Annotated in this window: 10 protein-coding genes and 5 pseudogenes; 7 read left to right on the forward strand and 8 right to left on the reverse strand. The window is 51.3% G+C overall.

Annotated elements, in window-relative coordinates:
- Nucleotides 1–186 precede the first annotated feature (186 nt).
- Both AU509_RS09245 and AU509_RS09250 read left to right on the forward strand, forming a co-directional pair.
- A pseudogene (locus AU509_RS09245) lies at nucleotides 187–668 on the forward strand (cold-shock protein).
- Nucleotides 669–999: 331 nt separating this feature from the next.
- Nucleotides 1,000–1,539: a DUF2058 domain-containing protein gene (locus AU509_RS09250; protein ID WP_094118187.1), complete on the forward strand. Its 540-nt coding sequence runs from the start codon at nucleotides 1,000–1,002 to the stop codon at nucleotides 1,537–1,539.
- A 195-nt stretch (nucleotides 1,540–1,734) separates the two neighbouring features.
- Here the strand turns inward: AU509_RS09250 and AU509_RS09255 are convergent.
- Nucleotides 1,735–2,258: pseudogene (locus tag AU509_RS09255) on the reverse strand (alpha/beta fold hydrolase); the annotation flags it as partial.
- A gap of 188 nt (nucleotides 2,259–2,446) precedes the next feature.
- On the opposite strand from AU509_RS09255, the gene yniD reads away from it, so the two are divergent.
- Entirely contained in the window at nucleotides 2,447–2,551 is a 105-nt protein-coding gene (gene yniD / locus AU509_RS18885; RefSeq protein WP_099045361.1) for a small membrane protein YniD, read from the forward strand.
- 229 nt (nucleotides 2,552–2,780) lie between these two features.
- Here yniD and cspE read toward each other — a convergent pair whose 3' ends face one another.
- From cspE to ompX, 4 genes are all read right to left on the reverse strand, one after another.
- On the reverse strand, nucleotides 2,781–2,993 hold the full coding sequence (gene cspE, locus AU509_RS09260; RefSeq protein ID WP_085651442.1) for a transcription antiterminator/RNA stability regulator CspE: 213 nt from the start codon (nucleotides 2,991–2,993) through the stop codon (nucleotides 2,781–2,783).
- A gap of 620 nt (nucleotides 2,994–3,613) precedes the next feature.
- Nucleotides 3,614–3,955, reverse strand: a complete 342-nt coding sequence (locus AU509_RS09265; RefSeq protein ID WP_094118188.1) for a GlpM family protein — start codon at nucleotides 3,953–3,955, stop codon at nucleotides 3,614–3,616.
- 139 nt (nucleotides 3,956–4,094) lie between these two features.
- On the reverse strand, nucleotides 4,095–4,625 hold the full coding sequence (locus AU509_RS09270; RefSeq protein WP_085651444.1) for a rhodanese family protein: 531 nt from the start codon (nucleotides 4,623–4,625) through the stop codon (nucleotides 4,095–4,097).
- Nucleotides 4,626–4,899: 274 nt separating this feature from the next.
- Nucleotides 4,900–5,415 carry an outer membrane protein OmpX gene (gene ompX / locus AU509_RS09275; RefSeq protein WP_094118189.1) on the reverse strand — a complete coding sequence of 172 codons (516 nt, stop codon included), beginning with the start codon at nucleotides 5,413–5,415 and terminating at the stop codon, nucleotides 4,900–4,902.
- Nucleotides 5,416–6,539: 1,124 nt separating this feature from the next.
- Here ompX and dps point away from each other — a divergent pair.
- From dps to glnQ, 4 genes and pseudogenes are all read left to right on the forward strand, one after another.
- Nucleotides 6,540–7,042 (forward strand): annotated as a pseudogene (gene dps / locus AU509_RS09280) (DNA starvation/stationary phase protection protein Dps).
- Nucleotides 7,043–7,395: 353 nt separating this feature from the next.
- Nucleotides 7,396–8,139, forward strand: coding sequence for a glutamine ABC transporter substrate-binding protein GlnH (glnH, locus tag AU509_RS09285; RefSeq protein ID WP_085651447.1), 744 nt, complete (start codon nucleotides 7,396–7,398; stop codon nucleotides 8,137–8,139).
- A 26-nt stretch (nucleotides 8,140–8,165) separates the two neighbouring features.
- Entirely contained in the window at nucleotides 8,166–8,825 is a 660-nt protein-coding gene (gene glnP, locus AU509_RS09290; protein ID WP_094118190.1) for a glutamine ABC transporter permease GlnP, read from the forward strand.
- Nucleotides 8,822–9,543 (forward strand): annotated as a pseudogene (gene glnQ, locus AU509_RS09295) (glutamine ABC transporter ATP-binding protein GlnQ). Before glnP ends, glnQ begins: the two are co-directional and overlap by 4 nt.
- 96 nt (nucleotides 9,544–9,639) lie before the next feature.
- Here glnQ and AU509_RS09300 read toward each other — a convergent pair.
- The 3 genes and pseudogenes from AU509_RS09300 to ybiB all read right to left on the reverse strand — a co-directional run bounded on the left by AU509_RS09300 (nucleotide 9,640) and on the right by ybiB (nucleotide 14,193).
- Entirely contained in the window at nucleotides 9,640–10,911 is a 1,272-nt protein-coding gene (locus tag AU509_RS09300; RefSeq protein WP_094118192.1) for an acid phosphatase, read from the reverse strand.
- A gap of 276 nt (nucleotides 10,912–11,187) precedes the next feature.
- Nucleotides 11,188–13,053 (reverse strand): M3 family metallopeptidase, encoded by a 1,866-nt coding sequence (locus AU509_RS09305; RefSeq protein WP_094118193.1) that lies wholly within the window; start codon nucleotides 13,051–13,053, stop codon nucleotides 11,188–11,190.
- 169 nt (nucleotides 13,054–13,222) lie between these two features.
- A pseudogene (ybiB, locus tag AU509_RS09310) lies at nucleotides 13,223–14,193 on the reverse strand (DNA-binding protein YbiB).
- Nucleotides 14,194–14,302: the final 109 nt, after the last annotated feature.

Consider the following 14,302-nt stretch of genomic DNA (forward strand, 5'->3'; position numbering starts at 1 on the left):
CTCCCTGCCAACAAGGTGAAAGCGAAATCGATTCATCGCCGTTCACCCTACTGCTGAAAATCTCCCCCTCTTGGCCTAGCTCAAAATTATCATCGACACTGACGCCAAAGGCATAGTCTGCGCCGGCATTGTGCTTTACACTGCGCGCTGTAAAAATAGAGTAGATAAACGATTAAGTAGGCGGTAATGGCGATGAATGGAACAATAACGACCTGGTTTAAAGATAAAGGCTTTGGATTTATCCAAGATGAGAACGGGGATAACCGTTATTTTCATGTCATCAAAGTCGCCAACCCTGACCTGATCAAAAAAGATGCGGCTGTCACTTTCGAGCCTACAACGAATAACAAAGGGTTGTCGGCCTATGCGGTGAAGGTTATCCCGGAAAGTAAATATATTTATATCGCCGGCGAGCGCGTGAAGCTCACCTCGATCAAGTCTTTCCTGGTTTACAGCGAAGAAGTGCCTGCCGACACCCGCATCGATAAAGAAAACACCGTGCTCTCTGTGGGAGCGCTGATGGGATGTATCAGGCCGAAATCAGCCGCACAGCCCGGAGAAATGCGTACGCTGAGAAAACTCGCGATCACTACTTTTCAGGCTCAACGTTAATCTTCACGGAAGATGAGATTGACGTGGATGCCACGGTGAAATTGCTCAAGGTCTGAAATAATCCATGCCGAATCTCGCGTAATCCGTAGACTGGGTTTCGGCATGGGGAATACCTAAAGTGACAACGGAGTCTGCTGTCGTATCGCAGCCCGATGAATGCTTTTAGCGTGCCTCTCCTTGCTTAACCTCAGCCTAACGTTCAAAGCTGGTGCCAGAACGGCTTTCTGCGCTTATACAGCGCTCCCGCGCACATTTCTATGGAGGATGTCTCGTGATCTCCGCCCCTTTCGAACCCACGCCTCAAAGTAATGTATGGCCTGCAACCTGATACAGCCCCTAAATTTACAGGTATAATCCCAACATTATTTAACGAATTTAGAAAAGAAAATGACCAAACTCACCTTACAAGAACAGATGCTGAAAGCGGGATTAGTGACCAGCAAAAAAATGGCCAAAGTTCAAAGAACGGCTAAAAAATCACGGGTTCAGGCTCGTGAAGCCAGAGCGGCGGTGGAAGAAAATAAAAAAGCCCAACTTGAACGTGACAAGCAGCTGAGTGAACAGCAGAAACAGGCGGCGCTATCTAAAGAATACAAGGCTCAGGTCAAGCAGCTGATTGAAATGAACCGAATCACTATTTCGAGAGGCGATATTGGCTTCAACTTCACAGATGGTAGTTTAATCAAGAAAATAGTAGTGGATAAGCTGACGCAATCTCAGCTGATTAGCGGTCGCCTCGCCATTGCTCGTTTGGTAAAAGACACGAGTAGCGAAAGCGAATATGCCATCATCCCCGCCAGTGTTGCCGATAAAATCGCTCAACGGGATGCAAGCAGCATCGTATTAAACACCGCGCTCAGTCAGGAAGAGCAGGACGAAGAAGATCCGTACGCTGATTTCAAAGTGCCCGATGATTTGATGTGGTAACCAATGCTATGGTGTGAAAGGTCTTCCGGGCTTTTCACACCGCAGGAGTGTGCATCCCGACTCATACAAAACCCATCCCCCCCGCAATTAAGCCCTAATAATCTCTTTCCTTGCGCCACAAGTGAATTACCTTTGTTCTCAGCCGATGCAACAGGCATCAACGTTGAACCGACAGCCTTAACGGAAATAAAGCGCCAGTGCCCTATTCTGCTCAGCCGACCTCGTGACTTCGCGATACAGAGCCAGTCCGGCCCGTAGCGCGCCATTTTGCCGTAACAACCGCACATACTCGAGTATATTTTCGTCGCTGAAAGCAATAGGACTGGCTGTTTTACGCCGCAGGAACCATTCCAGACGAAGGGCTTCGCGGTCGTTGATTAACGCTTCCCGCAAATCCGGTAATAAATGAAAAGCAAAATACGAGGTTTTCCATGCTTTATCCGGCGTTACAGGGAATGCATCAGGTAAAGTAATGCCCGGAATATCTGCATCAAACAACGCCAGTTTGATGGCCTGATCGCGATAGCATATCGCATAAGGCCACGCCACCCAGGCTCCCACATTGTGAGCGGCAAGGTAATAGCGATCGATAGCTAGCTTTTGCATAAAAGCTTGCGCCTTCCCCGCCAGAGATTCGATATCGCAGCCAGCTTGCGGTTTATCGGAATCGCCTTGTCCAAGTAGGTCCGGCGCGATAACAGGTAGCGATCGGTTAACAGATTTCTTTCGGGTGAACAGCGCATTCCGGTTTTTTGTGTCGGTGGGTACATCGTACTACCGAGAAAGTGGCATGAAATATATTTTGCCATCCGCTCTTTAGCATTGAGATTGTGACTAAAATGAACGGAGAATTATTGAAAAGGACTCGAATTCAGACTCCATTCACCATCAAAAATCAGGAGAACGTATGTCTCGATTACTTGCCAAGAAACACGGGAAGATGGTTCTGACACTAATACTGATTGTCGTCGTGCTTTTACTATTCCGGTGGGCGGCGATCGTGTGGGGATAAATTGCCGTTATTTAAGTCGAGAATTGATGAACCATTTTCTTACCGAATCAGAAATAAAAAACGCCCCGCATCAATTACGATGTGAGGCGTTTTTTTTGAAATTAGTCAATAACGCTAAGAATATTTTTAATGATATTTATACGCTATTCACTATTTCAGTTAATGTTGTTTAACTGCTCCGGGCATTCCCTTCATCGCTATCGTAAACAACATCAACTTTTAAAAAAGATTATTCAGCAACAACGTTGGTAGCTGAAGGACCTTTTGCACCGTTTTCAACGGAGAATTCAACTTTCTGGCCTTCATACAACGTTTTGAAGTTATCGCCCTGAATGGCAGAGAAGTGAACGAACACATCTTTGCTACCATTGCTCGGAGTGATGAAACCAAAGCCTTTATCAGCGTTGAACCATTTTACTAAACCAGTCATTTTATCAGACATAGATACTTCCTTTATTTTCCAGGTCGCATTAAAGCGACGAACGTGGTCTGTTAGCAGAAATTATTTATAGGCGCTTAGGAGGAGACTCACGGAAAAGAGGTATCTAGATAGGATAACGCTTGAACTGAGAACTGCTTTACTAAAATGCTTTACATAAGGTCTGTATGCCAAACCGATGTGTGCATTAACGCATGGACCAAAAAGTTAAGCAAGTGTTATTTTCAAATAAATACTAACGGGCATATTTCATTCCGGAAAAATAATCTTTTTCGAGACTGTTTTATTTTTAATCTGCACACGATTTCTCTTCTCAATTAATCGGCAATGAGCGCATAGCGCATAGCGCATAGATAAGGAGAAACCATCAATTATCGACCTACACCAAGCACATCCTCTGATACGCTATACCTAACAGAGTGTGGTGCGAAGTGAAGTGCATCGTGATGAGAACGAGAGGTGAAGATTCATGTCATTAAGCGACTGGCTGTGGAGGAAAAAATTGATTCTCTTGCTGACTATCGTCGTTATTGCAGAGGTCATCATGTATCTGATGACCTCTGAATGGTTCCCCTGGGAATGGTGATGCAATGCCCTGCCCGTTTAAACGGGCTGACAGAGGATCACAACCCGTGGTACCAGCTCCAAATCTTGATCAACACCGCCGCAGAAACACACCAACACACGACGGCCGCCGCTAGCGCCTGCGCCAACTTCATTGTATCGGTGAAATAGTAGAGCGAAATCAGATAAATCAGGTAAGGGATAACGGACCAGATACCGAACAGAATAGTAGAACGCAGCGCCTCCAATCCACGCTCGGAACCTACAATATAGTGAGCGATAAGAGCGAACGTCGGGAAAAGCGGCACCAGTCCGGCGATGTAATAATTACGTGTTTTCGCTAACAGTCCGATCAGCACAACAACCAGTGCGCCTAGTACGGCTTTTAAAAGGATCGCCATTTTTATTCTCTTTTTCTCTGTATTCCAATACGTTACTTCAAATATAACTTCACGTGAAATACACAAAAACAATGGCATCACCGTCGCCTCTGTTCTTTACTTGAAGAGTAGGCTCCGGTCATCGTTCTGTATGTCATGCCTAGCGTTCGCGGTTCCACGGCATGCGCATAAGAAAACGAGCCAAACCACAAAAGCCAGTTAGTCCAGAAAATATCAGCCCGGCCCCGACCAATCCGGCGACCCAATAAAAGACCGGATTCAGTATCTGGCCTAAGATCACCCCCACCAATACCGTGCTCCCCGCGACAATTTGAACCTGTCGCATGATATCCATCGCCGGTCGCTTCCCTTTCACAATGGGCAGACCGGCACGTTTCCATGCCTGTAATCCGCCGGTTAGCAGATAGGCCTGAGCCGCTCCCGCCGCCTCAGTCAATTGCGCGCGGTGCTGAGTAGATCGCATCCCTGATAGACACAAAAAAATCACGCTATTCGCGCCTGACAGGATCTCGTGCAGTTTATCCGCATTAAGCGATACCATCGGGCAAGACACCGAGTGAGGGATATGTTCACGCTCATACTCATCAACCAGGCGGATATCGACCAGTACCGCCCCCATCTTCAGCAGTTGTTGCGCTATTTGCGGAGTCACAGATTGAGACGACGGCATGAAACTCTCCAGAAAAAAACAGGTCTGAGTTTAAGTATAGGCGAGAGTTCAGACAGCAAGATATGTACACGACATGGCGATATCACCCGCCCAGACTAAGTGAGATGAAACGATTACATCAACATAACGGAACGAAGCGCAGATACCGGGGTCTATAACTATAAGAGACGACAAGATTAACGGTCTATGGTGATGAGACATAAAAAAATCCGCTCCGAAGAGCGGATTTTACAGACACAGTTAACCCCCTATAAGGGGCAAGGTCTCGATACGATTAGAAGCGGTAGCCTACGCCAACGTTCCAGCTGCCAACATCCACACTGCGGATACGGCTTTGTTCGTAACCTAAGTCCAGCGCAACGTTCTGAACCGGGTTGAACTGCAGACCAGCACCGTATACCACGCCAACATCATCATTTTTGGCGTTAGCAGTACCATTATCAGCATTGTGGGTGTACTTCGCGCTGCTCATACCGACAACACCATAGATGCTTGCCCAGTCATTGAAGCGGAAAGCAGGACCCACGCTGAATCCGTAATAAGTCCCTTTCTGGTAGACATTATTAACGGTGTTGCTGTCTTGCAAGTAGGTGAATGAACCGATTACGCCCACCGGGGAGTTGTCGAATTCATAACGATACTTCAGGTTGAAACCCGGCAGCTTGTTCATAACGCCTTGAGCATCACCCTGGGCATAACCTGCAGATACAGTACTCTCGCCAGCCATCGCAGAACCGGCACTTACGGCTAAAACACAAGCCAAAGCTGAAAGACACGCAATTTTTTTCATATACAGCCTCGAATCACTCTTATGAAAGAATATTAAAGCGCTATAAATATAACAACAAATCCACGTTGTTGCTGAGCCTCAAATACTTTTCAATTAGGTTAAACATGTAACAAGGATTTTCTTAAACCCATCAACCCCTTCAAATTCATTGAGTTAACGGATAAAAGCATGTCATAAAAACATAAACTTAAGATAATCAAAAAAACAGAAAATTCCTATTCGCACTATCATCACTAAAAAATACTGCATTACACAAAAGATACGTAAATTAAAGTCAGTAATGGTAAATGATTAGCAAATAATTTATCTATTAATGATTTTATTCTTTTTTTGAGTTATTTGCGCTCACTATTCGTACAATCACTTTCCGAAAGTGTTTTCCCGAGTGGGAAAAACAACTTTTCTAAATTAAATGGCAGAAAAATAAGTCACAAAGCTGGCGAGATTTTTAATTTGTGCTACCCGTACCGAAGTAAAAATAAACCTAGTCCGGAGTGATTAATTCCTGTCGCCCTTTCTACTTCACCCTCTAAGCATGCGGTTAAAAAGCGGTAGCACGTCACTGACATTACCACTATCACAATGGTTCTTTCCCGACAATCACGCAAAAACGGTCTGTTACATTGCGAACGCTTTTTCAACAAAATTATTCTATCCGGATTATCTTTCTCATGCCTACTACTCGGACTATCGCCGTGTCCGAGGCTTATTTGTTTGTTCTTCCATATGGCCAGTCTGCGTATTTCTGTTTTTTAATGCTAGCCCACTGGAGACACCACCATGTCAGCTGCAATCGTCAAAAAACACACTTCAGAAAAGAGTCGCTCGACTGGCTGTCGTCGTGAATGAAGGGATGAAAAACCTACGATCTTCTTTACGGTTTTATTTCAACGCGAGGAGGATAAATCGCAAATAAAATAGCTGATAAAAAACAGGGGCTTTAGATAAATACGGACGACGAGAATGCGTGTGATTTTCGATAACATTTTGATGTCATTAAACTTTAACGTTAGTGTCTATCTGTTCAATAGGCAAATTTTTACAAACGGAGCCAGCGGAGCTGCTATAATTATCCCCGTTGAACATCAATACTAATGATTAATGAAATTAAGAGGGCAACACTTATGCGTACAGCTAAACTGGTAAAACCCACCTCTTCAGACTACGTTACACGCTTAACGATCAGGATGACGAAATTAAAGTTTCCACCATCAAGCTGCTGAACCAGCTGGTTGTCGACTTCACCGACCTGTCTCTGATCACCAAACAGGCTCACTGGAACATGCGTGGCGCTAACTTCATCGGTGTTCATGAAATGCTGGATACGTTCCGCACAACCGTTGTCGACCATCTGGACACCATCGCAGAACGTGTCGTACAGCTGGGCGGCGTAGCGCTGGGCACCACACAGGCTATCAACGCGAATACTTCGCTGAAAAGCTACCCGACCGATATTCACAACGTGCAGGATCACCTGAAAGCTCTGGCAGAACGTTACGGTATCGTGGCTAACGAAACCCGTAAAGGTATTGTTCAGACTGAAGATGAAGATACGGCAGACATTCTGACCGCCGCTTCTCGTGACCTGGACAAATTCCTGTGGTTCATCGAATCCAATATCGAATAATTTTTGGCATTGTTGATGCTGCATCAGACCGCCCCTATGGGCGGTCTGCCTGTTTTTGGCGTTCACCACGCCTTCCCCTGCTGACATTTCTTTTCCTGAAGCTTTTCCCGCCAGGATGTACAAAAAAAAACCTCAAACCCCCAATATTTAGCCCCTCACGCTAATCAATAGTTGTCACTCCAAGTCAATTAAGTTAATGATATCGGTGCAGTGTGCACATAAAAAGCCTATGTTCAACAACACAGGCTGTACCGCTCCAAAACCGGCTGTCGGCGCTGTGTGATTACCGCTCGCGGCAACAGCCTCACTCCTCAAAAACAGTGAAATAAAGCTGTATTTATAGGAAACAACTCATGAAATCATTTCTTAAAGCTTCCGTTGCCGCACTTGTGCTCGCCTGTAGCTTTAGCAGTCATGCAGCGGATAAACCGCTGATCGTAGCAACCGATACCGCGTTTGTTCCTTTTGAATTCAAGCAAGGCGATAAGTACGTTGGCTTCGATATCGATCTGTGGGACGCCATCGCCAAACAGTTGAATCTCAACTACACCCTGAAGCCGATGGATTTCAGCGGCATCATTCCTGCGTTGCAGACCCGCAACATCGACCTGGCGTTAGCCGGTATCACCATTACCGACGCACGCAAACAGGCGATTGATTTCTCCGACGGCTATTACAACAGCGGTTTGCTGGTCATGGTTAAAGCCGATAATCAGCAGATCAAAGGCGAGCAAGACCTGACCGACAAAATTGTCGCGGTCAAAGGCGGCACCGGTTCCGTGGACTATGCGAAAGCCAATATCAAAACCAAAAGCCTGCGTCAGTTCCCGAACATCGACAACGCCTACATGGAGCTGGCCACGAATCGTGCCGACGCGGTACTGCACGACACGCCTAATATTCTATATTTCATCAAAACCGCCGGCCACGGCCAGTTCAAAGCCGTCGGCGACTCCATCAAAGCCCAGCAGTACGGCATCGCTTTCCCGAAAAACAGCGATTTGCGCGAACGTGTGAACGGTGCGCTGAAAACCCTGCGTGAAAACGGCACCTATGCAGCTATCTATCTAAAATGGTTCGGTACTGAACCGAAATAATCGCCGTTCGTTTGTGGAGAAAGTTCATGCAGTTTGATTGGAGTGCCATTTGGCCTTCCCTGCCCCTTCTTCTGGAAGGGGCCAAAATGACCCTGTTGATTTCGGTTCTGGGCCTGCTGGGAGGCGTCATTATCGGCGTATTCGCGGGGTTCGTTCGCGTCTACGGCAACTGGATATCTAGCCGTATCGCGCTGGTGTTTATCGAAATCATTCGCGGCACACCGATTGTCGTACAGGTCATGTTCATCTACTTCGCGTTGCCGATGATCTTGACCTCGGTTCGCATCGACCCATTTGCCGCCGCCGTCGTCACCATCATGATCAACTCGGGGGCGTATATCGCCGAGATCACGCGTGGTTCGGTTTTGTCTATTAATAAGGGCTTCTCGGAAGCCGGTATGGCGCTGGGCCTGTCTCGCCGTGACACATTGCGTTATGTCGTTGCGCCGCTGGCGCTGCGTCGGATGCTGCCGCCGTTGGGCAACCAATGGATTATCAGCATCAAAGATACGTCGCTGTTTATCGTCATCGGCGTCGCTGAACTCACCCGTCAGGGGATGGAGATCATCGCCGGGAACTTCCGCGCACTGGAAATCTGGAGCGCGGTCGCCGTGATTTATCTGGTTATCACGCTGGTGCTGAGCTTCCTTCTGCGCCGTCTGGAAAGAAGACTTAAAATTATATGATTGAATTTAAAAACGTTTCTAAACACTATGGGCAAACACAGGTTCTCCATGATATCGACCTGAAAATCAATCAGGCGAAGTCGTGGTGATTATTGGCCCGTCCGGCTCAGGGAAATCCACCCTGCTGCGCTGCATCAACAAACTCGAAGAGATTACCAGCGGAGAACTGGTGGTCGACGGGTTAAAGGTGAACGATCCCAACGTGGACGAACGTCTGATCCGTCAGGAAGCCGGTATGGTCTTTCAGCAGTTCTATCTGTTCCCGCAGATGACGGCGCTGGAAAACGTGGCTTTCGGCCCAATTCGCGTTCGCGGTATCAAAAAGGAAGAGGCGGAGAAGCAGGCGATGGCGCTGCTGAAAAAAGTGGGGCTGTCCGAACGGGCGCACCACTACCCTTCCGAGCTTTCCGGTGGACAGCAGCAGCGCGTAGCGATTGCCCGCGCGCTGGCGGTGAAACCGAAGATGATGCTGTTTGATGAGCCCACCTCGGCGCTCGACCCGGAGCTGCGTCACGAGGTCCTGACCGTGATGAAAGATCTGGCGGAAGAAGGGATGACAATGGTCATCGTCACTCACGAAGTCGGCTTTGCTCAGAAAGTCGCGTCGCGCCTCATCTTCATCGATAAAGGCCGTATTGCGGAAGACGGAGAACCGGATGCGTTGATCAGCCATCCGCCTAGCGAACGTCTGCGCGAGTTCCTACAGCACGTGGCGTAATCTGCCCAAAAAAACAGAACGTATCCGCAAGGATACGTTCTGTTTGTCTTACCTCACTCATTTCCTACATAGCCGATGCGACAAGTCCGTGAGTCATTACTGTTTGCTGGCCAGCACGGCATCGTGCAGGTTCAGGCGCTGCCAGAAGTTGCCCTCGCGGCTTCCCGACAGCGGATAGCCATTAGCTTCCGCCGTTTTCACCATCAGCGCACGACGCTGCTCCGCGCTTAACTCCGGCAAGGGACCCTCCAGCAACACTTCTGCGCCTTTTGGCACGCTGACCGGCCGTGCGGCCACTTTCGTCGCGGGCAGACCATAGCTCATCGTAAAGCGATAGAACTGACGCATAACGGGATGAGTGTAGGGATCGTCTTTACCCTGCGGCCGGGCGCACTGCGCCAAACTCATGCCACAGGCCTGCTCCAGCGCGGTACGCATCTGGGTTTTGGCTTCGGTGAACAGCTTCTTGAATTCAGGATCGTTCATCAGCGTGGCGATCTGATGCTCCGCCGTCATTCGTCCGCCCATCACATCCAGCGGGTAATGCACGCCCAGCACGACACGTGAGTAACCGTAAGTCGCCGCGCGGTCAATCAGCGGAACGAACCGTTCAGGCAACATTTCCGCCAGCAGAAGCGCATCGTTGTAGCCGCTGTTGGTGTGACCGCTTGGGAACGCGTCGCCTGACGCGGTATAAGGCACGGAATCATTGACGACCGCCGTATCCGGGACCAAATGAATCGCGTTCCCCGGCTGTTTAAACGGACGCGGATAGTGATAGAACTGCTTCGCGGGCGACGTGCTCACGGCGCTGGCTTTGATCAAAGCAGCAGCTTTGCCCATCTCACCACGCTGATAAACGTCGATGAAGGCATTACCCAAACGGGGTCCCAGCGCTTCCGCCAACGCGTAGAAATAGCGAATGTTCTCCGCATCGACCAGTGCCTTCTGACGCAGTGCGTCCGACGCATCCTGATTGATACGCTCCACCGTGGCGCGGTTTTGACGCAGCAATGTCGGCGTCAGCGAGTTAAACGCCGACAGCAATGTGATGCTGTCTTGTTCACGCGCTTCCTTCTGGAAGTCGTAGCCTGCCGCTTTCAGCCATGCCGTATCAGCCTGAGGCGATGCCTGCTGTGCGCTATCCAACTGCGCTCGGGTCAGCGTCTGCGCGTGGCCGCGCAGCATGTCCTGTAAATGTTGCTGTGCGCTCTTTTCCAGAGCGACGTATTCCGGGCTGGCGTTGGCCTCCGTGGTGGATTGCACCTCCGTCATCGCCACGTGCAGCGTAGGTTCGGGCAAGGCGGCGGGAGCGTGAGGAATGGTCAAGGCGCAGGCGACGGCAACGAAGAGAGAAGAGTAACGCATGATATTTCCTTGAATTTCAGAGAGAAGGACGGTCGGTTCATTCCCTACACGGGCAAAACACAACGCAGAAAATTCACATGCCAGACAGCCTAGATCGTCATTGTGACCGTTCCGTGACAGCGCTGACATTCAGGCATCATACGAAACGACGCCCTACAACATGGGGTAAATGCTCTAAGAACATCGGGAAAGGACCGCCTCACCGAACGGGAGACGGGTTGTTACGGCAGCTATTGCTGCCGTACAGGATTGCGTGAGGATGAAGTGGGCTGGGGGTTATTTCGTGACCGGGTACTCGTGCTCGATCTCAGCGGCAAACGCCTGACACATCGCCGCATCGCCCTGACGATTATCCGCCAGTACCCGTTCACCGTCCACGACGCGGATATGCGCCTGCAGGTCAAAATCAGCCGCGGGCTGCGGGCGCGCCGCCGCCGATGTCATCATTGCCTGCGCTTCCTGCCACGCCTGTTCCACCGTCATGGTGCAGGCCTGAGCCAGATAATCGGGGTTGAAGCCCTCGCCCGTCAGGCTGCGCAATGTCTCATCGTGGCTGACGCTGTTACCCGGCTGCCAGTAGTGGCGGGCCAGATCCGGTCCGATCGCGGGGTTATCCGTCAGGTAGCCATCGCGATTCAGGAAAAAGGCTCGCGTCTGCTCGACGGCCATCAGCGCCAGCAAATAGCCCTGATACGAGCAGGCAGATTCCATCGACAGCAGATGCGGGATCGCCATCGTCGGACGCGGACTGCCTTCAATGCCAATGATGCGCTGTTCGGTTTCGCGCGCCAGCCGGGTGATGGCCTCCGGCGTCAGCTGCGCATCATCCCACTGATAAAGCTGCCATTCGAAGTACGGCACCAGCAGAATGTGACGCTCGTTGAAGGCGCGCATCGGCTGACGCGTGCGGATATCTTCCTGAATCAGCGCGTCGGGGATCGTCTCGCCGTTGCGGCTGCGGGCATAACGTTTCAGCCAGTCGGCGTCCTGTAGCAGGCTGTCGCAGAACATGGATTGGGTTTCCGCGTAGGCCATGGACGTCGGCGGATACTCCTGTGCGAAACAAGGCGCATTTTGACGAATATTGGCGAAGTGCGCGGCGTGCCCGCCTTCGTGGAACAGCGTATTGATGCCGTGCGCTCCGCTGCCAACCTGATCCGGTTTTGCCAGACTGGTGAAGTTGATACGCGCCGGGACCCACTGACCCTGATTCACAAACGGCGGCACGGGCTGGTGCATGAAGCCGTTCTCATATTTCCCTTTCCGCACCAGCAGATCGAGGTTCAGCTCCGCGCCGTTAAAACCGATGTGCAATCTTTTAAAGCTATCGACCCAGCGCTCCAGTGACGCGGCGAAGGGAAAATAGGGATCGAGCTGGCGCGTCACGTCGCCCGCGCTGGCGTAGCGAATATTCCACGGCGACAGCGCTTCCGCGCCCTTTTCCGTCGCCAGCTGTTCGAGACTGCGCTGATTAGCCTCGCGCGTCTCGGCTTCGAAGCGGTCAAGAATGGCGAACAGCTGCTCCGGCGTCATGCGCTCGGTTTTGTTCACCTTGTAATCGAAGTAGTTGCGATAGCCCATCTGTCGGGCGAAGCGGTTGCGCAGCCGCACCAGTTCAGGGAAGCCGTTATTCAGCAGCCACTGCTCCAGGTCGCGCAGCGCCTCCTGCGAGCTACGGCGATAGCTTTCGTTATCGTTCGTCGCCTGATTGGTCAGCAGCTCGCCCAACGACGCAGGAACGCGTTCGCCGTCAGCATTCAGGTGTGTGGGTTGATAGGTCTGACGATGCGCGTACAAATCGCTTTCCGCCGCAATCAGCGCCTCCATCAGCGACTGTGCTTCCGGATCTTCAATCACGTTGCAGTCGAAGAAGCGATACCAGCCTTGCAGGCCGTGCAGCAACGCCTGCTGCTGCGCTGATTCCGGTAACGCTTCCAGCGCCGAGATCTGCTCACGCAGCTCCGCCAGTTTCTGCGGCTGGGCGATGAATCGCTTATAGGCGCTTTCTGCGGCAGAGAAGCGCGCCGCCACATCGTCGTCGCCAATGCCCATATACAGCTGCCAAAACAGATCTTCTTTCGCCTGATGGACGGCGAGATAATCGCGATTCAGCGCGTTGAAATATTTCACTATCTGCTGCATGGCTGCTCCTTTACGTCAATGCAGACTCAGGCGCCGCAGTCACTTTCCGCTACCGCGCCAACCTCATCCAATCACAGTGATTAAACGGCCAATCTTTAAGATGTTTTTTTCAAGCATAGAACACGGCGACGGCACGAGCGCGTAGGCCCGAACCATCCACGACCGACGACTACGCCGCCAACCGACGAACCACTTCGTCCACGGCCAACGTCAGCGACTCAGCTTCGCCGCAGCCGACCAGGCAACACGCCAGCTGCATGATGATGGCCTGCGGCACCGGCTGTTCTCCGGTCAAACAAGCGGTCGTCCACTGCGCCGTCGCGACGCGTCGGAGGTCGCGGGCAACGCCGACCGTTCGATAAGCATATCCTGCCGCGCCTGCAGCGGTTGCTGCTGCTGGCGATGAATGAAATAGGTTTCAGGAAAGCGGCGGGGATTGGCATAAACTTCGCCCTCGGTGCCCGGCATCAGCAACGCACGCCCGTCGATATCTTCAAAAAACGTCCCGAGGCGCGCGATATATTCAGGATGCGACACGCTGGCCAGCCGCAGCGCGGCCGAGGGCCCAAACGGCGTGGCGACTTTCGCCAGCGTATGCGCGCTGTTACGCACGCCCATCCGCCAGCGCATGTTCAGCTGCCGCTCCATCGGCGGACACAGTACGTCGATAGGCAGGAACACCAGCTCGCCGCGATCCAGCTGCCGTTGCGCTTCGTCTTGAGACTCCGCCGGAGCCACGCCCAGCTCTTGCAGGATGGAGCACGTGGTCACGCGCGTCGGATCGGTTCTCACGCCCTGCACCACGACCGGCAACCCCATTTTGTGCAGCAATAGCGCCAGCAGCGGAGTCAAATTGGCCTGTCGGCGCGCGCCGTTATAGGTGGGGATCACCACCGGCAGCGGACGGTCGACCGGCGGCGTCAGCGATAACGTCTGAGCCGCCATCGCCTGATAGAAACCGCGCATTTCCGCTTCCGCCTCGCCTTTGATGCGAAAGGCGATCAGCAATCCGCCCAATTCAAGCTCCGGAACGGCATCGTTCAGCATCGCCTCATAGAGCGCGCGCGCCGTCTCCTGATCCAAATCGCGGGCATGATTTTTTCCCCGCCCGACCTCTTTAATAATTTTGGTGTAATCCATGACGTTTCCAAGCGTTAACACGAATCGTTTGCAGTGAAAATAGCATGTTTTATCGCGTTGAGCAGCGTTTGCCGCGCGTCGCAGAGCGAATACGCGGCGGCTGTCCGAG

The organism is Lonsdalea britannica, from assembly GCF_002111595.1.
GTDB classification, from domain to species: domain Bacteria; phylum Pseudomonadota; class Gammaproteobacteria; order Enterobacterales; family Enterobacteriaceae; genus Lonsdalea; species Lonsdalea britannica.

What these genes read in the sequence shown, in the direction of transcription:
- AU509_RS09250 (WP_094118187.1), top strand. Translation starts at nt 1,000, where the DNA reads ATGACCAAACTCACCTTACAAGAACAGATGCTGAAAGCGGGATTAGTG.
- yniD (WP_099045361.1), top strand. Translation starts at nt 2,447, where the DNA reads ATGTCTCGATTACTTGCCAAGAAACACGGGAAGATGGTTCTGACACTA.
- cspE (WP_085651442.1), bottom strand. Translation starts at nt 2,993, where the DNA reads ATGTCTGATAAAATGACTGGTTTAGTAAAATGGTTCAACGCTGATAAA.
- AU509_RS09265 (WP_094118188.1), bottom strand. Translation starts at nt 3,955, where the DNA reads ATGGCGATCCTTTTAAAAGCCGTACTAGGCGCACTGGTTGTTGTGCTG.
- AU509_RS09270 (WP_085651444.1), bottom strand. Translation starts at nt 4,625, where the DNA reads ATGCCGTCGTCTCAATCTGTGACTCCGCAAATAGCGCAACAACTGCTG.
- ompX (WP_094118189.1), bottom strand. Translation starts at nt 5,415, where the DNA reads ATGAAAAAAATTGCGTGTCTTTCAGCTTTGGCTTGTGTTTTAGCCGTA.
- glnH (WP_085651447.1), top strand. Translation starts at nt 7,396, where the DNA reads ATGAAATCATTTCTTAAAGCTTCCGTTGCCGCACTTGTGCTCGCCTGT.
- glnP (WP_094118190.1), top strand. Translation starts at nt 8,166, where the DNA reads ATGCAGTTTGATTGGAGTGCCATTTGGCCTTCCCTGCCCCTTCTTCTG.
- AU509_RS09300 (WP_094118192.1), bottom strand. Translation starts at nt 10,911, where the DNA reads ATGCGTTACTCTTCTCTCTTCGTTGCCGTCGCCTGCGCCTTGACCATT.
- AU509_RS09305 (WP_094118193.1), bottom strand. Translation starts at nt 13,053, where the DNA reads ATGCAGCAGATAGTGAAATATTTCAACGCGCTGAATCGCGATTATCTC.